Origin of the sequence: Bradyrhizobium erythrophlei (assembly GCF_900129425.1) — a bacterium.
GTDB classification, from domain to species: Bacteria; Pseudomonadota; Alphaproteobacteria; order Rhizobiales; family Xanthobacteraceae; genus Bradyrhizobium; species Bradyrhizobium erythrophlei_C.
The window spans coordinates 8,535,394-8,554,479 of record NZ_LT670817.1 but is presented as its reverse complement, the minus strand read 5'-3'; the positions used below and the strand labels follow the sequence as shown (position 1 = coordinate 8,554,479).

The window sequence follows — 19,086 nt, the reverse complement described above, 5'->3', positions numbered from 1 at the left end:
AAGTACAAGCCGGCAAGGGGCGCCAAGCCGCTCTACTCGCACCTCGGCATTCGCTATTCGCCATCTTCACTTCTCCGTCTCGATCAGGCCCTTGACGAAGAGGCGTTGCATCAGCACGACCACCGCGACCGGCGGCAGCATGGCGAGCACAGCGGTCGCCATCGCCACCTGCCATTCGGTCAGGGCGTCGTGCACGTCGATGATCTTCTTGATGCCGATGACGATGGTCTGCATGTCATCGCGCGTCGTAATCAGCAGCGGCCAGAGATATTGATTCCAGCCATAGATGAAGAGGATCACGAACAACGCGGCGATGTTGGTGACCGAAAGCGGCAATAGCGTATCCCAGAAAAACCGGATCGGGCCGGCGCCGTCGATTTTGGAGGCCTCCACCAGCTCCTTCGGCACCGTCATGAAGAACTGGCGGAACAGCAGCGTCGCGGTTGCCGACGCGATCAGGGGCAGGATCAGCCCGGCGTAGGAATCGAGCATGTGCAGATCGCTGGTGATCTTGTAGGTCGGATAGATGCGCACCTCGACCGGCAGCATCAGGGTGATGAAGATGGTCCAGAACGCCGTCATCCGGAACGGGAACGAGAAGAACACGATCGCATAGGCCGAGATGATCGAGATTGCGATCTTTCCCGCCGCGATACCGAGCGCCATGATCAGGCTGTTCAGCATCATGCCGCCGACCGGCTGGCGCGTGGTCCTGCCGGTGCCGGCGACGAGGGTGTTCCAGTAGGTCTCGATGGCGTGGGAGCCGGGGATCAGCGGCATCTGGCCGTTGGCGATCACCGCATTGTCGTGGGTCGAGGCGATGATGGCGAGGTAGACCGGAAAGGCGACGATGGCGACGCCGGCCAGCAGGACGAGATGGGGCAGCAAGTTTCCAAATCGGCGATGTTCGACCATGGCGCTCAGTAATGAACCTTCTTTTCGACGTAGCGAAACTGAAACGCGGTCAGCGCCACCACGATCACCATCAGGATCACCGATTGCGCCGCCGAGCCGCCGAGATCGGCGCCGGCCTTGCCGTCCTGAAACACCTTGTAGACCAGGGTTTGCGTGGCACCGTTGGGGCCGCCGCCGGTCGCGGTGTCGATGATGCCGAGCGTGTTGAAGAAGACGTAGGTGATGTTGACGATGATCAGGAAGAACGTCGTCGGCGACAGCAGCGGGAAGACGATGGTCCAGAAGCGCCGCATCGGCTTGGCGCCGTCGATCGCCGCGGCCTCGATCACGCTTTTCGGGATCGCCTGCAGGCCGGCGAGGAAGAACAGAAAATTGTAGCTGATCTGGTTCCAGACCGCGACGATGACGACCAGGATCATCGCATGGGTGCCGTTCAGCACCGGATTCCAGTCGATGCCCGCGCGTTGCATCGCGCGCGCGATCATGCCGAGGCCGGGCTGGAACATGAAGATGAACAGCACGCTGGCGACCGCCGGCGCCACCGCGTAGGGCACGATCAGAAAGGTGCGATAGATCTGGACGCCCCGGATGTTGCGGTTGGCCATCACCGCCAGCAGCAGGCCGAGGCTGAGCGAGAAAAACACCACCAGCGCCGAGAACACGAAGGTGACGCCGATCGCCTGATAATATTCAGGGGTTTGCAGCAGGTTGATGTAGTTCTCGAACCACACGAACTCGGTCGAGAGTCCGAAGGCGTCCTGCACCAGAAACGACTGCTGCAGCGCCTGTACCGCCGGCCAGTAGAAAAAGATCAGGGAAACCGCAAGCTGCGGCAGGATCAGAAGATAGGGCAGCAGCTTGCCTGAAAAGATCGCCCGGGTTTCCATGATGCCTCGCTGGACGGATCGCGGCCAGGTTGCGCCCGGCCGCGATCCTCGCGGCCGTCACTTGACGGCGGTGCGCTCAAACTGGCGGAGCATCTGGTTGCCGCGCGACACGGCCGCATCGAGAGCCTCCTTCGCCGACTTCTTGCCGGCGAGGGCCGCCTCGATCTCCTCGGACCAGACGTCACGCATCTGCACCATGCCGCCGAAACGCAGGCCGCGCGAATTTTCGGTCGGCGGCTTGTTGGTCAATTCCTTCAGCGGGACTTCGAGGATCGGGTTTTTTTCGTAGAAGCCGGAGGCCTTGGTCTTTTCGTAGGCGGCTTTCGTGATCGGCAGATACCCGGAAACCTCGTGCAGATAGACTTGGCGGTCGGTGTCGGACAGGAAGGTGAAGAATTTGGCGATTCCCTTGTATTCCGCGGGCGTCTTGCCGCCCATCACCCACAGCGACGCGCCGCCGATGATGGAATTTTGCGGCGCTCCCTTGACGTCGGGAAAATACGGCATCGGGATCGCGGTGAAGGCGAACTTGGCGCTGGCCTTGGCGCTCGGATAGAACGCCGAGGAGGTCATGAACATCGGGCATTCGCCCGACGTGAAGCGGCCTTCGCCGGTGTTGGTGCGCCCCGAATAATCGTAGCTCTTGTCCTTCTGCAGCTCGACCAGGTTTTCCAGCAGCTTGGTTTCCAGCGGGGTGTTGAACTCGAGCACGGTGTCGAAGCCGTCGAGGCCGTTGGCCCTGGTACCGATCGGCACGTTATGCCAGGCGGAAAACTGTTCGATCAGCGCCCAGGTGATCCAGGCAGTGGAGAAGCCGCAGGTCGGGTTCGTGGCATGCAGCTTTCTGGCGTCGGCAAACACTTCCGGCCAGGTCTTCGGCGGCTCGGCGATATTGGCGTTCTTGAGAGCGTCGAGATTTATCCACATCACCATGCTCGACGAATTGAACGGAAACGACAGCATCTCGCCCTTCGAGGTCGAGTAGTATCCGGTGATTGCCGGCAGATAGGATTTGGGATCGAAGGTCTCGCCTTGCTCCTTCATCAGCTCGGAAACCGGTTTGACGGCGCCCTTGGCGGCCATCATGGTCGCGGTTCCGACCTCGAACACCTGCATGATGCCCGGCGCGTTGCCGGCCCGGAACGCCGCGATCCCGGCATTCAGCGTATCGGCGTAACTGCCCTTGAAGGTCGGGACGATCTTGTAGTCGCTTTGCGACGCGTTGAAATCGTTGGCGAGCTTGACCACGACGTCGTTGTTCGGGCCGGTCATCGCGTGCCACCATTGAATCTCGGTCACCGCATAAGCGGGCGTCGCGAGTGCAAGCGTGGCAGCGACTGCCGCGGCAGCGCCTAATTGCCGGATAGCCATTAAAAATTCCTCCCCCAGTGGACCGTCACCATCATTGCGCGCGTTAACAGCGCCGGATGACGTGCAAATGACCTATAAGCGAGCGGATGGTACGGGGGAAGCGCCGGCCAAGGGAAGCGGTAAAATGGGCGGAGGCTCGCCGGCGTACCCGACGGGGCGCAGCGCATCATCCATAGGGGCTAAAGCGTGTTGAGATGAGCTGCGACGCAGCGGAAACTTTACCTCTCCCATAGGGAGAGGTCGGCGCGTAGCGCCGGGTGAGGGGTTACGATCTATCGTCGGTGCAGCACCCCCTCACCCGATTTGCCGCGCAAATCGACCTCTCCCCGCTGGGGAGAGGTGTGAACCCGAAGTGTCCAGACCGATTCAATCCAAAACCATCTTTCTCTAGCGCTTCCTTTCGGGCCCGCAGACCACGCCCTGGCCGACCAGGGCTTCGATCTCGTCGCTGGAATATCCGAACTCGGTCAGCACCGAGGCCGCGTGCTCGCTGAATTTCGGCGGGACGTTGCGCAACGCAGCCTTGGTGCGCTCGAAGCGGACCGGAGATGCCACGCCTTTGTACCAGTCCTTTTCGATGACGTCGCCGCGGTGGACGGTGTGGGCGTTGGTCAGCGCGGTGTCGATCGATTGCACCGGGCCGGCCGGCAGACCGGCGGCGAGCAGGCGGGCGCACAATGGCTCGGCGTCGTGCTGGCTGAACACCGCGGCGAGCTCGACGCGCAGCGCATCGCGGTTGGCGACGCGATCCTTGTTGCGCGCAAAACGCGGATCGGTGCCGAGTCCGGGCTTGCCGATCTCCCTGGCCAGCTTGCGGAAGGTGCCGTCATTGCCGACGCCGATAAAGATATTGGCGGTGCGGGTCGGGAAAATCGCGTAGGGCACGAGGTTCGGATGCTCGTTGCCGGTGAGCTGCGGCGGCTTGCCGTGCATGAAATAATTCGCGGCGTGCGGATGCATGATGGCCAGGCCGGTTTCGTACAGCGTGGTTTCGAGAAACTGCCCGAGGCCGGATTTTTGCCGTTCCGACAGCGCCATCAGAATCCCGATCGCCGCGTAAAGCCCGGTCGAGATGTCGACCAGGGGAACGCCGATCCGCATCGGACCGCTTTGCGGCGATCCGGTCGCGGCGATCATTCCGGTCATGGCCTGGATGATGGCGTCATAGCCGGGATTGCCGCCGCGCGGGCCGTCGGCGCCGAAGCCGGAAATCCGGCAGTGCACCAGCTTCGGAAATTTTGCCCGAAGCACATCGTTGCCGATGCCCCATCTGTCGAGCGTGCCGGGCTTGAAGTTTTCGATCAGGACGTCGGCGCCCTCCAACAGCTTCATCAGCACGGCGCGCCCGCCCTCGGATGCGAGGTCGAGTCCGATCGAACGCTTGTTGCGGTTGATGCCGACGAAATAGGCCGCGTCCTCGTCGTGGAACGGCGGTCCCCAGTCACGCACCTCGTCGCCGGCGGGCGGCTCGACCTTGATCACGTCGGCGCCGTGATCGGCAAGGATTTGCGTGCAGTAGGGTCCGCCGAGCACACGCGTCAGGTCGATCACGCGCAATCCGGTCATCGCGCCGGCGGGGACAGTTTCTGCGGTCATGGGCGTTTCTTGCGGATGTTAGTGAGAGACGTCGTCGCGCGCATTAAGCATCAGAGGCGCTTCTTCGCAAATGCCCGGCCGGAGTGGGATTTGAGATATTTTTCGAATTCCAGTGCTTTGTATTTGTCCGGAAAAGCGCAATACCAAACCAATTCCCAGGGTGTGAATTTTGCGGTGTGGGTGGACTTGCCGGCGTTATGTTCAGGTATCCGCCGCTTCAGGTCTGCGGTCGCGCCGGTGTATTCCTGTCCTGGAAAATGGATGCTGCGGATAATGTAAACGTACCACATGGGCGCTCACCTATGGGCGAGCCCAAATCTTAGATGGTATCGGATCCCGTCTCCAGCCCGTCTTCGCCCAAGGGGGCTACGCCGGGCACGCTTCGCTCTTCGGGCTCTTGCGTGGCTGCGCCACGCGTAGCCCGAAGGGCGAAGCGTGGTGGAGCCAGGCGGGATCGAACCGCCGACCTCTTGCATGCCATGCAAGCGCTCTCCCAGCTGAGCTATGGCCCCTTAACTCTATTTTTGAGCATGATTTTTTCGGAAAACCGGTCGCCACTTTTCCGGATCATGCTGCCCGCGCGCCTTGGGTGATGCGCGGGAGAAAACCCTGAACACAGTTCAGGGCCGATCTCAAGTCTCCTCGTCGCCGCCGACGTCGCCGATGATGTCGGTGACGTCCTCGTCGCCTTCTTCCTCGTCGGCGATGAAGGTGGAATCGTCATCGTCGTCGTCTTCAATGGTCTCGTCGATCTCGATGTCGTCTTCCGACTCGGGAACGACCGCCTTGACCTTGCCGGTGTTTTCCTCGGCATCGGCTTCCTCGAGCGGCACCAACTCTTCGGCCTCCACCGGCTCCGGCGTCGCCTCGGCGGCGGAGGCGGCGGCGGCCGCACTGGCGCGGGCGGCGGCGTCGGCGCGGGTCCGCGGCGGCGGAATCGGCGCAATCGGCACCACCTCGCCGGTGTAGGGTGAAATCACCGGGTTCTTGTTGAGATCATAGAATTTCTTGCCCGTCGTGGGGCAAATGCGTTTGGTTCCGAGATCGGATTTGGCCACGTGTGGAATCCTGGGAATTTCTGAAAAACGGTGCTTCACTTGGCTAGTTGCCACGCTGCTGTCAATAGCGCTTTGCGGAAGGCGGACGGCCGCGTGACGTCGGGCGGCCCATGTGATACCTGCCGCCGGCGCAGAGGACACAATCTTGACTCATTCAAATCACCTTCCCGATCAACCAGCGCCGCTTGAGGCACGTCCCAGCGGTTCCCTGACCGGGAAGGTCCGCGTCCCCGGCGACAAGTCGATCTCGCACCGTGCCCTGATTTTGGGCGCGCTGGCGGTCGGCGAAACCCGGATTACCGGCCTGCTCGAGGGCGAAGATGTGCTCAATACCGCCAAGGCGATGCGGGCGTTGGGTGCCCGGGTCGAGCGAACCGGCGATTTCGCCTGGTCGGTGCGGGGTGTCGGCGTGGCCGGCTTCGCCCAGCCGGAGAATCCGCTCGATTTCGGCAATTCCGGCACCGGCTGCCGGCTGGTGATGGGTGCGGTGGCGGGCTGCCCGATCACGGCGATCTTCGATGGCGACGCCTCGCTGCGCAGCAGGCCGATGCGGCGGGTGCTCGATCCCCTGGAATTGATGGGCGCGCGGGTCGGCGTAAGCGGGGAGGGCGGCCGCCTGCCGTTGACGCTTCAGGGGGCCCGCGATCCCTTGCCGATCCTGTACCGCACGCCGGTGGCCTCGGCGCAGATCAAATCCGCCGTGCTGCTGGCGGGGCTGGCCGCACCGGGCGTTACCACCGTGATCGAGACCGAGGCGAGCCGCGACCATACCGAGCTGATGCTGAAGCATTTTGGGGCGCAGATCGTCTCGACGCCTGAGGGCCGTCACGGCCGCAAAATCGCGCTCACCGGTCAGTCCGAGCTGCACGGCGCCGACGTCGTGGTGCCGGCCGATCCGTCATCGGCGGCGTTCCCGATCGTGGCGGCCCTGATCGTCGAAGGCTCCGACCTCGTTCTGTCGGATGTCATGACCAATCCGCTGCGCACCGGGCTGCTCACGACGCTGCGCGAGATGGGCGCGTCGATCGAGGAAAGCGAGCTGCGCGGCGATGCCGGCGAACCGATGGCGCAGCTGCGCGTGCGCGCCTCGAAACTGCGCGGCGTCGAGGTGCCCCCCGAACGGGCGCCCTCGATGATCGACGAATATCTGGTGCTGGCGGTGGCGGCGAGCTTCGCCGAAGGCACCACCATCATGCGCGGCCTGCGGGAATTGCGGGTCAAGGAATCCGACCGGCTGGAAGCCACCGCCGCCATGCTGCGCGTCAACGGCGTCAGGGTCGAGATATCCGGCGACGACATGATCGTCGAGGGCAAGGGCTACGTGCCCGGCGGCGGCCTGGTCGCCACCCACATGGATCATCGGATCGCGATGTCGGCGCTGGTGATGGGGCTAGCCTCCGACAAGCCGGTGAAGGTCGACGACACCGCCTTCATCGCCACCAGCTTTCCGGATTTCATCCCGATGATGCGCTCGCTTGGGGCGGAGTTTTCATGATCATCGCCATCGACGGACCCGCGGCCTCGGGAAAAGGCACGCTCGGCAAGCGGCTCGCCAGGCATTACGGCTATCGTCACCTCGATACCGGTGTGATCTACCGCGCGGTGGCCAAGGCGCTCATGGACGCCGGCGCCGACCTGACCGATGAGATGCTCGCGGTCTCCGCGGCACTCGAGCTCGACCCCGAAAAGTTCGGCAACCCGGCGCTGAAGACCCAGGAGGTGGGCGACGCCGCCTCGGTGGTTTCGGCGATCCCCAAGGTGCGGGAGGTACTGCTGAATTTTCAGCGCCAATTCGCCGCCGATCCGCCCGGCGCGGTGCTCGACGGCCGCGATATCGGAACCGTGATCTGCCCGCACGCCGATGTGAAGATATTCGTCGTGGCCGACCCGAAAGTCCGGGCCCGGCGCCGGACCCTGGAGGCGAAAGCGCGCGGCGAGAACGCCGACGAGGCGGCGGTGCTGGCGGATATCCTCAAACGCGACGAGCGCGACCAGAACAGGACCATCGCGCCTTTAAAAGCGGCACCGGATGCTTACTTGCTCGACAACTCCAATTTGGATATAGAAGGCGGCGTCCGGGCCGCCATCGACATTGTCGAGGCCGTCCGAGCGGGCCGGCAGCGGGTTTGAAGGCTTTCATTTGAAGGCTTGCAAACCAAACCGCTGCCGTCATTGGAGGAAAGCCCGCTCCAGGCTTCGAGATCGATAAACTCGTTTTAGGTTCCGGACGAATTCAACGTATCGAACGTGCAGGCATGCTGCCGGCCCGCTGTTGCGATTTTTTTTCGCGAGGCGGTCGTTAGGGTTTGCGGACCTCTAACACTTCACGCCCGATGCGCCCTTAACCCCAATCGCCGGCGACACCCGCATCTGGAGAACAAATGGCTTCGACTGCTACTTCCTATAATCCTTCCCGCGACGATTTTGCCGCCATGCTCGACGAGTCCTTTGCCGGCGGCAATCTGCAGGAAAGCTCCGTCATTAAGGGCATCGTTGTTGCGATCGAGAAAGACATGGCCGTCATTGACGTCGGCCTGAAGACCGAAGGCCGCGTGGCGCTGCGCGAATTCGCAGGGCCCGGCCGCGAAAGCGAACTCAAGGTCGGCGACGAGGTCGAGGTGTTTCTCGACCGCATCGAGAATGCGCTCGGGGAAGCCGTCCTGTCGCGCGACAAGGCGCGCCGCGAGGAAAGCTGGGGCAAGCTCGAAAAGGCTTTCAACAATAACGAGAAGGTGCACGGCGTCATCTTCAATCAGGTCAAGGGCGGCTTCACCGTCGATCTCGACGGCGCGGTGGCCTTCCTGCCGCGTTCGCAGGTCGACATCCGTCCGATCCGCGACGTCGCACCGCTGATGAACAATTCGCAGCCGTTCCAGATACTCAAGATGGACCGGCGCCGCGGCAACATCGTGGTGTCACGCCGCACCGTGCTGGAAGAGACCCGCGCCGAGCAGCGCCAGGAACTGGTGCAGAATCTCGAAGAGGGCCAGGTCATCGACGGCGTCGTCAAGAACATCACCGATTACGGCGCGTTCGTCGACCTCGGCGGCATCGACGGCCTCTTGCACGTCACCGATATCGCCTGGCGCCGGGTCAATCACCCGACCGAAGTGCTGACCATCGGCCAGACCGTCAAGGTCAAGATCATCAAGATCAACCACGAAACCCACCGCATCTCGCTCGGCATGAAGCAGTTGCTGGACGATCCGTGGCAGGGCATCGAGGCGAAGTACCCGCTTAATGCGCGCTTCACCGGCCGCGTCACCAACATCACCGACTACGGCGCGTTCGTCGAACTGGAGCCGGGCATCGAAGGCCTGATCCACGTCTCGGAAATGTCGTGGACCAAGAAGAACATGCATCCCGGCAAGATCGTTTCGACCTCGCAGGAAGTCGAAGTGCAGGTTCTGGAGGTCGATTCGGTCAAGCGCCGGATTTCGCTCGGCCTCAAGCAGACCATGCGCAATCCCTGGGAAGTGTTCGTCGAAAAATTCCCGGTCGGATCGACGGTCGAGGGCGAGGTCAAGAACAAGACCGAGTTCGGCCTGTTCCTCGGGCTCGAGGGCGACGTCGACGGCATGGTTCATCTGTCAGATCTCGACTGGAAGCTTCCGGGCGAGCAGGTGATCGACAACTTCAAGAAGGGCGACATGGTCAAGGCCGTGGTGCTCGATGTCGATGTCGAGAAGGAACGCATCTCGCTCGGCGTCAAGCAGCTCGAAGGCGATCCCTTCGCCGAGCCGGGCGACGTCAAGAAGGGCGCGGTCGTGACCTGCGAAGTGCTCGAAGTGAAGGAAAGCGGTATCGAGGTGAAAATCTCGGGCACCGACTTCACCACCTTCATCAAGCGGTCCGAACTGGCGCGCGAGCGCTCTGATCAGCGCGCCGAGCGTTTCGCCGTCGGCGAAAAGGTCGATGCGCGGGTGATCCAGTTCGACAAGAAGGCCCGCAAGGTGCAGGTCTCGATCAAGGCGCTGGAAGTCGCCGAAGAGAAGGAAGCCATCGCGCAGTACGGCTCCTCCGATTCGGGGGCGACGCTGGGCGACATTCTCGGCACCGCGCTCAAGCAGCGCACCGACAAGTAAGCCTCACGCTTCATTGTCACAATCAAATCAGGGCCCCGGTTTCGACCGGGGCTTTTTTTGTTGGCGGATAAATGAACACTCTTTCGTCATGCCCGCGCTTGTCGCGGGCATCCACGTCTTACTTTCTTGAGACAAGGACGTGGATGGCCGGGACGAGCCTGGCCATGACGGCGGGAATGGCGCCGCGGGGGCCTTGTTTTCTTCATATTGCACCGCAATTGATGTAACTGATGGACGGTATATTAAGGCTGTGCAGGGAATACCGTGCGACCCCCTTAACGACCGCTCCTGAGGAGATTTTCGATGTCGCTTGATTCAGACGTGATCGTCGATCGCCGCAGGATACGCCGCAAGCTGACGTTCTGGCGTGTGGTCGCGACGGTGGTCGCGATCGCCGCGGTCGTCACCATCGCTGTCCTGGCGACGCCGGGCGGCCGCAGCGCGCTAACGACCTCCGGCTCGATTGCCCGCGTCAACATCGAAGGCCTGATCCGCAGCGACCAGGATCGCGTCGAGGCGCTGGAACGGCTGGAAAAATCAAACGCGGCGGCGGTCATCGTGCACATAAACTCGCCCGGCGGCACCACCGCCGGGTCCGAGCAGCTTTACGACGCGCTGGTCCGCCTGAAGGCGAAGAAACCGCTGGTGGTGGTGGTCGAGGGACTGGCGGCATCGGGCGGCTACATCACCGCGATCGCGGCCGATCACATCGTCGCCCAGCAGACCTCCCTGGTCGGTTCGATCGGTGTGCTGTTTCAATTTCCGAATTTTACCGACTTGCTGAAAACGGTCGGCGTCAAGGTCGAAGAAGTGAAGTCTTCGCCGCTGAAAGCGGCGCCCAACGGTTTTGAGCCGACCAGTCCGGAAGCGCGCGCGGCGCTTGATGCGCTGGTAAAGGATTCCTATGCGTGGTTTCGGGGCCTCGTGAAAGAGCGGCGCGGCATGGACGACGCCTTGCTCAATCAGGTTGCGGACGGACGGGTCTTCACCGGCCATCAGGCGGTCGATCTCAAGCTGATCGATCAGCTCGGCGACGAGAAAACCGCCGTGGCCTGGCTCGTCGCCCAGAAGGGCGTCAAGGCCGATCTGCCGGTGCGCGATTACAAGCTGGCGCCGCGGTTCGGCGACCTGACTTTTCTGCGCACGGCGGCCTCCATTACCCTGGACGCGCTCGGCTTGAGCGCGATCGCGCGGCAGGTTGAGCAGGCCGGCGTTGCGCAAGCCGTCGATCGCCTGGGTCTCGATGGCATGCTGGCACTGTGGCATCCGGTGGGGACGAATTAAGCCGCGTAAGTCCGGTTTCCGCCCCTCCTCCCGCACTGCGGGTATTGTCACAATTCCCTATCGGGGCGTTTGTCACGTGTTTTCGCGCGACCCAAATCTGATTTAGCGTCTTGACAGTTCAAGGCATTTTCACGGAAATGGATGTCCGCACATTCCCGGGTCCCAGTCTCGATGATCAAATCCGAACTTGTTCAGCGTATCGCCGAGCACAACCCGCACCTTTACCAGCGGGATGTCGAGAACATCGTGAACGCGATTCTCGATGAGATCGTTGCCGCATTGGCGCGGGGCGACCGGGTCGAACTGCGCGGTTTCGGCGCGTTCTCGGTGAAGCATCGTCCGGCCCGTGCCGGCCGCAATCCGCGCACCGGCGCCCATGTGCCGGTGGATCAGAAGAGTGTCCCGTTTTTCAAGACGGGCAAGGAAATGCGGGAACGGCTGAACCGCGAGGGCGGAGCGCCCGACGCCGGCGCCTAGGCGTTACGCGTATTCCGCCCCGGATTGGTCTGCGCGCCCGCCAGTCTCCAGCAACGCGAGAGATGGTCATGCGAAAATTTCTGACAGGCTTGGTGTTGATTCCGCTGGGCCTGATCTTTGTCGTCTTCGCGGTCGCCAATCGTCACTGGGTGACGGTGTCGTTCGATCCGTTCAATTCGACTGATCCATCGGTCGCCGTCACGCTGCCGCTGTTCGTCGTCATCATCGTGGTAGCGATTTTGGGCGTGGTGGCGGGGGGCACCGCGACCTGGTTCCGGCAGCGCCACTGGCGCCGCGCCGCGCGGCAATACGAAGCCGACGCGCGGCAGGCGCGGGCGCAAATGGCCGACCTGCGCGCCGGCGCCATGACGCCCTCGCGATACGATCTGCCGCGGATTCCTGCCCCGCAGCCGGGCGGCGGATATGGGGCGGGCGGGCGAGACAAGCAGGGCGCGACGTTGTAGAACGCGGCCCATCGCGAGCGCTTTTCCGCTCCACCGTCGTCGCCCTAACCCGTGCCTTGAACCATGTCCCTGATCGTCAAAATTTGCGGCCTGTCCACGCGCGAAACGCTCGACGTCGCGCTGGCGGCCGGCGCCGACATGGTGGGATTCGTGTTCTTTCCGGGCTCGCCGCGGCATCTGGGTCTTGAGGCCGCGCGCGAACTCGGCAGGCAGGCAAAGGGCCGCGCTATCAAGGTAGCCCTCACGGTCGATGCCGATGATGCCACGCTCGCCAACATCGTCGAGGCGCTGCAGCCCGATATCCTGCAACTGCACGGCCGGGAAACCGCGGCACGGCTGCGCGACATCAGGCAGAGCTTCGGATTGCCGGTCATGAAAGCGATCGCGGTCGAAAGTGCTTCCGATCTCGCGCCGCTGCCCGGCCTCGCCGCCGTCGCCGACCGCATCCTGTTCGATGCCCGCGCGCCCAGCGAAGCCACCCGCCCCGGCGGCCTCGGAGCCGTGTTCGACTGGCATGTGCTTGAGAAGCTCGATCTCCGGCTGCCGTTCATGGTTTCCGGCGGCCTCCATGCCGGCAATGTCGTGGAAGCCGTTCGCGTTACCCGCGCCGGCGGCGTCGACGTTTCCTCCGGCGTGGAGCGGGCAGCCGGGATCAAGGATCCCGAGATGATCCGCGCCTTCATTCGCGCCGCGCGCGCGGTCGAAAATGATACGGCACTCAGTGCGTCAGGTGCGCGATGATCGCGGCAGTCGGCTCAACAGCGTCATGCCCGGGCTCGTCCCGGGCATCCACGTCTGTCGTAACCCAGAGGAAGCAAGGCGTGGATGGCCGGGACGAGCCCGGCCATGACGAAAGGCAACAATGAGTCTCGCTAAACCCAATTCCTTCCGCAGCGGTCCGGACGAGCGCGGGCATTTCGGCATTTTCGGCGGACGCTTTGTCGCGGAAACGCTGATGCCGCTGATCCTCGATCTGGAGAAGGCCTACGCCGACGCCAAGGCCGATCCGGCGTTCCAGGCCGAAATGAGCGGCTATCTCAAGAACTATGTCGGCCGGCCGTCGCCGCTGTATCTCGCCGAGCGTCTCACCGAACATCTCGGCGGCGCCAAAATCTATTTCAAGCGCGAGGAGCTGAACCATACCGGCTCGCACAAGGTCAACAATGTACTCGGCCAGATCATGGTGGCGCGGCGGATGGGCAAGAAGCGCATCATCGCCGAGACCGGCGCCGGCCAGCACGGCGTCGCCACCGCGACCTTGTGCGCGCGGTTCGGGCTCGACTGCGTGGTCTATATGGGCGCGGTCGACGTCGAGCGGCAGCAGCCCAATGTCATTCGCATGGAGATGCTGGGCGCCAAGGTAATCCCGGTGCAGTCGGGCTCGCGTACGCTGAAGGATGCGATGAACGACGCGCTGCGCGACTGGGTCACCAACGTGCACGACACGTTCTATTGCATCGGCACGGTGGCGGGACCGCATCCCTATCCGATGATGGTGCGCGATTTTCAGTCGGTGATCGGCGTCGAGACCCGCGCCCAGATGCAGGAGCAGGAAGGCCGCCTGCCGGACTCGCTGATCGCCTGTATCGGCGGCGGCTCCAACGCCATGGGGCTGTTTCATCCGTTCCTCGATGATCCCTCGGTCGAGATTTTCGGGGTCGAGGCCGCGGGCCACGGGCTGACGCAATTGCATGCGGCCTCGATCGCCGGCGGCCGGCCCGGCGTGCTGCACGGCAACCGCACTTATCTGCTGATGGACGACGATGGCCAGATCCAGGACGCGCATTCAATCTCGGCCGGACTGGATTATCCCGGCATCGGCCCGGAGCATTCCTGGCTGCACGAAACCGGCCGGGTGACGTATTTGTCCGCGACCGACGAAGAGGCGCTGGCGGCGTTTCAACTGCTGTCGCGGCTGGAAGGCATCATCCCGGCGCTGGAGCCCGCGCACGCCATCGCCAAGGTGATGGAACTCGCGCCGAAGCGGCCGAAAGATCATCTGATGGTCGTCAATCTCTCCGGCCGCGGCGACAAGGACATCCCGCAGGTGGCGGATATCTTGCGGGGGAGGAAGAAGTGAATATCGGCGTTGAGTCCGTGGGTTCAACCGGCATGATTGTCGACACTTTGGACCGGCATGATCCCCGACAGTTTGGGTTGAGCGGCCTGTTCACCCGGGTCGCGGAGCCGCTCACGAAGCGGAGCGAACCGGGTGAACAGGCCGCGGCGATCGATGAGGCCGATGTCCAGATCGCAGAAGCGCACGATGTGGTCACCGGTCTGGAGCTCAGCAACGCCAACAAGTTCATCCACCAGCGCTTCACCGATGAATACAAACTCGCCTTTCCATTTGATCTCGCCGTTGCCGCGGACGCGACGGACCTGATGATCGGCGTCGTACCAGGGATCTTCCGCGCGCGGCGGCATGGTGCGCGGGGAGCGGCTGTAGAACTCTGCCGGCGGCCGTTGGTCCAGCGCTTCGTGCGGACGTTCCTCGTTGTAATGCTTTCGGAACATGTCAAAGCGGGCCTGCTGCTCGGGTGCGTTGCTGGCTGGCGGGACCGAGGTCTGTGCCTTCAGCGTGCGGTGCATGCGCTCGTGTCGGCCATTCTCCTGCGGCGAGGCGGGATGGATGAAGTGCGGTGTGATGCCGAGCTTCATCCACCAGGCCGACAGCCGGGTGAGACCGCCCGGGCCACGCGAGCCGAACGGCGAACCATTGTCGCAGCGGATCGCAAGCGGCAGGCCATGCTCACGGAAAGCCCGTTCAAAACAGGGGCGAACGCCCTCAATAGTGGGGGCGACAATGCGGAGTTCGATCAGAAAACGGCTGTGACTGTCTGCTACCGTCAAGGGATCGATCCGCCGCTGGTCGCGGGTGCGAAACCAGCCCTTGAAGTCCGTACTCCACTCATCATTGGCGCTCGTCACCGGCGTGCAGGGCCGCCGCTGGTCGAGCGGGCGACGGCGCCGCTTCACCGGCGAGACCAAGCCTGCGCGCTTGAGAATGTCCCCGATCGTCGAGGCGGCAGGCCAGGCGATCTCGGGGGCATCCCGATCAAGCACCGCCAACAGCTTGCGCGGCCCCAGATACGGAAATCGCCGCCGCGCCGCGATCACCTTCTCTGCAATCGCACCGTTCGTGGTCTGCCAACACTGCAAGGGCGCATGCGAGCGGTCCTGAAACCAGGCCGGATCGCCGCTCTCTTTCCGCTTGCGCCATTCGTAAAACGTGTCGCGGCAAATCCCGTAGCGCCGGCACACCTCCGATACGCTCCAGTTCCCGCTCTCGTACTCCAAAAACATCCGAATACGCTCTTCCATCCGACCGGTCTCTCTAAATGGCATCGAAGGGTCCTCCCTCCGGCGCATTCTGAAACCTGTCGGGAATCATCCCGGTCTAAAATGTCGGGAATCTATCCGGTCCGTACCGTGGAGAGAGCCCCCACCCTAACCCTCCCCCGCATGCGGGAGAGGGGACCGACCGAGATCGCAGCGCGAGAATCGACTACGAACGGATTATCCATGAGGCAATATCTGCTCCCTCTCCCGCTTGCGGGGGAGGGCCGGGGTGGGGGTCTCTCCGCGGGCACACGCTTCGAGGAGAAGCACAACGCAGCAGGCGCCCCACTATGACCACCCGCATCGACGCACGTTTCGCCGAGCTGAAAAAGCAAGGCCGCTCGGCCTTCATCACCTTCCTGATGGCCGGCGATCCCGATCCCGCAATATCGCTCGAGATCATCAAGGCGCTGCCGAAGGCCGGCGCCGACATCATCGAGATCGGCATGCCCTTCACCGATCCGATGGCGGACGGGCCGGCGATCCAGGCGGCGGGTTTGCGCGCGCTGAAGGCCGGCATGACGCTGAAGAAAACGCTGGCGATGGTGCGCGCGTTTCGCGCCGGCGATACCACCACGCCGCTGGTGCTGATGGGGTACTACAATCCGATCTACATCTACGGCGTCGATCAATTTCTGGCCGACGCGAAATCCGCGGGGGTCGACGGGTTGATCATCGTCGATCTGCCGCCGGAGGAAGACAGTGAATTGTGCCTGCCGGCGATGCAGGCCGGGTTGAATTTCATCCGGCTGGCCACGCCGACCACCGACGACAAGCGCCTGCCCGCCGTGCTCGCCAACACCTCGGGCTTTGTCTATTACGTCTCGATTACCGGCATTACCGGCAGCGCCAGCGCAGACACCAACGTCGTCGGCGAGGCTGTCGCGCGCATCAAGCGGCACACCACATTGCCGGTCTGCGTCGGCTTCGGCATCCGGACGCCGGAGGCCGCGCGCGGCATTGCGCAACATGCCGACGGGGCGGTGGTCGGCACCGCGCTGGTCGATGCCTTGCGCGGCAGTCTCGACGCGGAGGGCCGTGCGACGGCCAAAACCGTCGATGCGGTCGCCGATCTCGTGGCCGCGCTGGCGCAGGGGGTGCGCGGAGCGAAACAGGCCGCCGAATAAGCCACAATTGCGGTGGAAACAGACCGGACAGCGGCGGCTTGCCGGGTATCCTCCGGGCCGCCATATATTCAAAAGCGCGATCAGCAAAAGTGGAATCCGGTTTTGCGTCCGATCGCGCTCTAAATTATCAAGGGCGATCGGGCTTGATCGCGAATCGGAGCGAACCATGAATTGGCTCACCAACGTCGTCCGGCCGAAGATCCGCAACATCCTGCGCCGCGAGACGCCGGAGAATTTGTGGATCAAGTGCCCCGATTCCGGGCAGCTGGTGTTCTACAAGGATGTCGAGGCCAACCAGTTCGTGATTCCCGGCTCGAACTACCACATGCGCATGGGCGCGGTGGCGCGGCTGAAATCGATCTTCGACAACGAGACATGGTTCGATGTGGCGCTGCCCGACGTCACCGCCGATCCCCTGAAATTCCGCGACGAGCGCAAATATGCCGACCGCATCAAGGACGCCCGCGCCAGGACCGGGGTGAACGATGCCATCAAGGTAGGCTACGGCAAGCTCGAGGGCGCGGCCGTCGTGATCGCGGTGCAGGATTTCGATTTCATGGGCGGCTCGCTCGGCATGGCGGCCGGCGAGGCGATCGTGCGCGGGCTTGAACTCGCGGTCGAGAAGAAGTCTCCGTTCATCGTATTCGCGGCCTCCGGCGGCGCCCGCATGCAGGAAGGCATTCTGTCGCTGATGCAGATGCCGCGCACCACGGTCGGCGTGCAGATGCTGCGCGAGGCGAAACTGCCCTATATCGTGGTGCTGACCAATCCGACCACCGGCGGCGTCACGGCCTCCTACGCCATGCTGGGCGACGTGCAGATCGCCGAGCCCGGTGCGCTGATCGGCTTTGCCGGCGCGCGCGTGATCGAGCAGACCATCCGCGAGAAATTGCCGGAAGGTTTTCAGCGCGCGGAATATCTCAGGGATCACGGCATGGTCGACATGGTGGTGCATCGCCACGAACTGCGTGCGACGCTGGCGCGGCTGTGCCGGCTGCTGACGAAGTCGCCGGCGGTGGAAACCGCCTCGAAGCCGGTGCCGCAGGTCGCCATGCCGGTCCAGATCGTATCAGGTGCGGACGTGGCGCCGGCCGCACCCCACGCGTGAACGTGTCCGCGGCCAGATCCTCGCCGCCGCTCGGCGAATTGATCGCGCGGCTGTCCGCCCTGCACCCGAAGCGTATCGACCTTGGCCTGGAGCGGATGCAGCTTCTGCTGGAGCGGCTCGATCATCCCGAACGCAAGCTGCCGCCGGTCATTCATGTCGCCGGCACCAACGGCAAGGGCTCGACGATCGCGTATCTGCGCGCGATCCTGGAAGCGGCCGGCCTGCGCGTCCACGTCTATATCTCGCCCTCACTGGTGCGGATCAACGAATGCTTCCGCCTTGGCCGGGCCGGCGGCGGCACTCTGGTTGATGACGAGGAACTCTGTGCGACGCTGGAACATTGCGAGCGCGCCAACGCCGGTGCACCGATCACCATTTTTGAAATCGAGACCGCTGCGGCATTCTGCCTGTTCGCGCAGCATCCGGCCGATGTGGTGCTGCTGGAAGTCGGTCTCGGCGGCAGGCTCGATGCCACCAACGTGATCGACACGCCGCTGGCGACGGTGATCGCACCGGTCAGCATGGATCACACCGAATTTCTCGGGGACACCCTCGCGACGATCGCCCGCGAAAAAGCCGGCATCATCAAGCGCAACGTGCCGGCGATTTGTGCGGAGCAGCCCCCCGAGGCGATGGCCGAAATCGAGCAGCAGGCCAAACGCATGCGCGCGCCGCTGTTTGGCGCCGGGCAGGAATGGCACGTCAATGTCGAGCGCGGACGCCTGGTTTATCAGAATGATCGCGGCCTGATGGACCTGGCGGCGCCAAAACTGTTCGGCCGGCATCAGTTCGACAATGCCGGTCTGGCGATCGCGACGCTGCGCGCGCAAAACCGTTTCAGAATCGAACCATCGGCGTTCGAGGCCGGCATCATCAACGCCGAATGGCCGGCGCGGATGCAGCGCCTGGCGTCGGGCGCGCTGATCGAACAGGCGCCGCCGGGGTGCGAGATCTGGCTCGACGGCGGGCACAATGCCGAGGGCGGCCGCGTCGCCGCCGCCGCTTTGGGCGACCTCGAGGAGCGGGTATCGCGTCCGCTGGTCGTCATCGCCGGCATGATGGCCAACAAGGACGCCAGCGCGTTCCTCGCTAACTTCGCCGGGCTCACGCGCCACATCATCGCCGTGCAGATACCGGACCGCGACAACGCAATGCCGCCGGATACACTGGCCGATGCCGCGCGCCAGCTCGGCATGCGCGTGGAAACCGCTGTTGGTGTCGAAGCCGCGCTGCGTTCCCTCACGCGCCTCGCCTATGAAGTGCCGCCGCGCATCCTGATCACGGGATCGCTCTACCTCGCCGGCCACGTGCTTGGCCTCAACGGCACGCCGCCGGGATAAGATCGTTTCCCGGACGCGGTGCAGCGCCTCTT

At 63.5% G+C, this 19,086-nt stretch carries 18 protein-coding genes and 1 tRNA gene; 11 read left to right on the top strand and 8 right to left on the bottom strand.

Annotated elements, in window-relative coordinates:
• Positions 1-66: 66 nt before the first annotated feature.
• From ugpE to B5527_RS40605, 7 genes are all read right to left on the bottom strand, one after another.
• Entirely contained in the window at positions 67-915 is an 849-nt protein-coding gene (gene ugpE / locus B5527_RS40635; protein WP_079606510.1) for a sn-glycerol-3-phosphate ABC transporter permease UgpE, read from the bottom strand.
• Positions 916-920: 5 nt separating this feature from the next.
• Entirely contained in the window at positions 921-1,802 is an 882-nt protein-coding gene (gene ugpA, locus B5527_RS40630) for a sn-glycerol-3-phosphate ABC transporter permease UgpA (protein WP_079606509.1), read from the bottom strand.
• Between the two features lie 57 nt (positions 1,803-1,859).
• Positions 1,860-3,173 carry a sn-glycerol-3-phosphate ABC transporter substrate-binding protein UgpB gene (gene ugpB, locus B5527_RS40625; RefSeq protein WP_079606508.1) on the bottom strand — a complete coding sequence of 438 codons (1,314 nt, stop codon included), beginning with the start codon at positions 3,171-3,173 and terminating at the stop codon, positions 1,860-1,862.
• Between the two features lie 387 nt (positions 3,174-3,560).
• A complete protein-coding gene (locus tag B5527_RS40620; RefSeq protein ID WP_079606507.1) occupies positions 3,561-4,769 on the bottom strand; it encodes a CaiB/BaiF CoA transferase family protein in 1,209 nt (402 codons plus the stop codon).
• 50 nt (positions 4,770-4,819) lie between these two features.
• A complete protein-coding gene (locus tag B5527_RS40615; RefSeq protein ID WP_079606506.1) occupies positions 4,820-5,059 on the bottom strand; it encodes a GIY-YIG nuclease family protein in 240 nt (79 codons plus the stop codon).
• A 146-nt stretch (positions 5,060-5,205) separates the two neighbouring features.
• A tRNA-Ala gene (locus B5527_RS40610) sits at positions 5,206-5,281 on the bottom strand.
• Positions 5,282-5,401: 120 nt separating this feature from the next.
• The gene (locus B5527_RS40605; protein WP_079606505.1) at positions 5,402-5,827 is read right to left on the bottom strand and encodes a TIGR02300 family protein; all 426 of its coding nucleotides are present in this window, start codon (positions 5,825-5,827) and stop codon (positions 5,402-5,404) included.
• Between the two features lie 145 nt (positions 5,828-5,972).
• On the opposite strand from B5527_RS40605, the gene aroA reads away from it, so the two are divergent.
• From aroA to trpB, 8 genes are all read left to right on the top strand, one after another.
• Entirely contained in the window at positions 5,973-7,322 is a 1,350-nt protein-coding gene (gene aroA, locus B5527_RS40600) for a 3-phosphoshikimate 1-carboxyvinyltransferase (RefSeq protein ID WP_079606504.1), read from the top strand.
• The gene (gene cmk / locus B5527_RS40595) at positions 7,319-7,957 is read left to right on the top strand and encodes a (d)CMP kinase (protein WP_079606503.1); all 639 of its coding nucleotides are present in this window, start codon (positions 7,319-7,321) and stop codon (positions 7,955-7,957) included. Before aroA ends, cmk begins: the two co-directional genes overlap by 4 nt.
• Before the next feature lie 251 nt (positions 7,958-8,208).
• Entirely contained in the window at positions 8,209-9,912 is a 1,704-nt protein-coding gene (gene rpsA, locus B5527_RS40590) for a 30S ribosomal protein S1 (RefSeq protein ID WP_079606502.1), read from the top strand.
• Positions 9,913-10,215: 303 nt separating this feature from the next.
• The gene (gene sppA, locus B5527_RS40585; RefSeq protein ID WP_079606501.1) at positions 10,216-11,196 is read left to right on the top strand and encodes a signal peptide peptidase SppA; all 981 of its coding nucleotides are present in this window, start codon (positions 10,216-10,218) and stop codon (positions 11,194-11,196) included.
• 171 nt (positions 11,197-11,367) lie between these two features.
• Positions 11,368-11,673 carry an integration host factor subunit beta gene (locus B5527_RS40580; RefSeq protein ID WP_079606500.1) on the top strand — a complete coding sequence of 102 codons (306 nt, stop codon included), beginning with the start codon at positions 11,368-11,370 and terminating at the stop codon, positions 11,671-11,673.
• A gap of 68 nt (positions 11,674-11,741) precedes the next feature.
• Positions 11,742-12,137, top strand: a complete 396-nt coding sequence (locus B5527_RS40575) for a lipopolysaccharide assembly protein LapA domain-containing protein (RefSeq protein WP_079607878.1) — start codon at positions 11,742-11,744, stop codon at positions 12,135-12,137.
• Positions 12,138-12,200: 63 nt separating this feature from the next.
• Positions 12,201-12,878 carry a phosphoribosylanthranilate isomerase gene (locus B5527_RS40570; protein WP_079606499.1) on the top strand — a complete coding sequence of 226 codons (678 nt, stop codon included), beginning with the start codon at positions 12,201-12,203 and terminating at the stop codon, positions 12,876-12,878.
• A 121-nt stretch (positions 12,879-12,999) separates the two neighbouring features.
• Positions 13,000-14,217 (top strand): tryptophan synthase subunit beta, encoded by a 1,218-nt coding sequence (gene trpB, locus B5527_RS40565; RefSeq protein ID WP_079606498.1) that lies wholly within the window; start codon positions 13,000-13,002, stop codon positions 14,215-14,217.
• A 23-nt stretch (positions 14,218-14,240) separates the two neighbouring features.
• Here trpB and B5527_RS40560 read toward each other — a convergent pair whose 3' ends face one another.
• Complete coding sequence (locus B5527_RS40560) at positions 14,241-15,461, bottom strand: integrase core domain-containing protein (RefSeq protein WP_245332352.1); 1,221 nt, start codon at positions 15,459-15,461, stop codon at positions 14,241-14,243.
• 308 nt (positions 15,462-15,769) lie between these two features.
• Here B5527_RS40560 and trpA point away from each other — a divergent pair, with 308 nt between their 5' ends.
• The 3 genes from trpA to B5527_RS40545 all read left to right on the top strand — a co-directional run bounded on the left by trpA (position 15,770) and on the right by B5527_RS40545 (position 19,054).
• Positions 15,770-16,606, top strand: a complete 837-nt coding sequence (gene trpA, locus B5527_RS40555; protein WP_079606497.1) for a tryptophan synthase subunit alpha — start codon at positions 15,770-15,772, stop codon at positions 16,604-16,606.
• 166 nt (positions 16,607-16,772) lie between these two features.
• The gene (gene accD / locus B5527_RS40550) at positions 16,773-17,714 is read left to right on the top strand and encodes an acetyl-CoA carboxylase, carboxyltransferase subunit beta (RefSeq protein WP_079606496.1); all 942 of its coding nucleotides are present in this window, start codon (positions 16,773-16,775) and stop codon (positions 17,712-17,714) included.
• Positions 17,715-17,809: 95 nt separating this feature from the next.
• Positions 17,810-19,054, top strand: coding sequence for a bifunctional folylpolyglutamate synthase/dihydrofolate synthase (locus B5527_RS40545; RefSeq protein ID WP_425305121.1), 1,245 nt, complete (start codon positions 17,810-17,812; stop codon positions 19,052-19,054).
• The last annotated feature ends 32 nt before the right edge of the window (positions 19,055-19,086 follow it).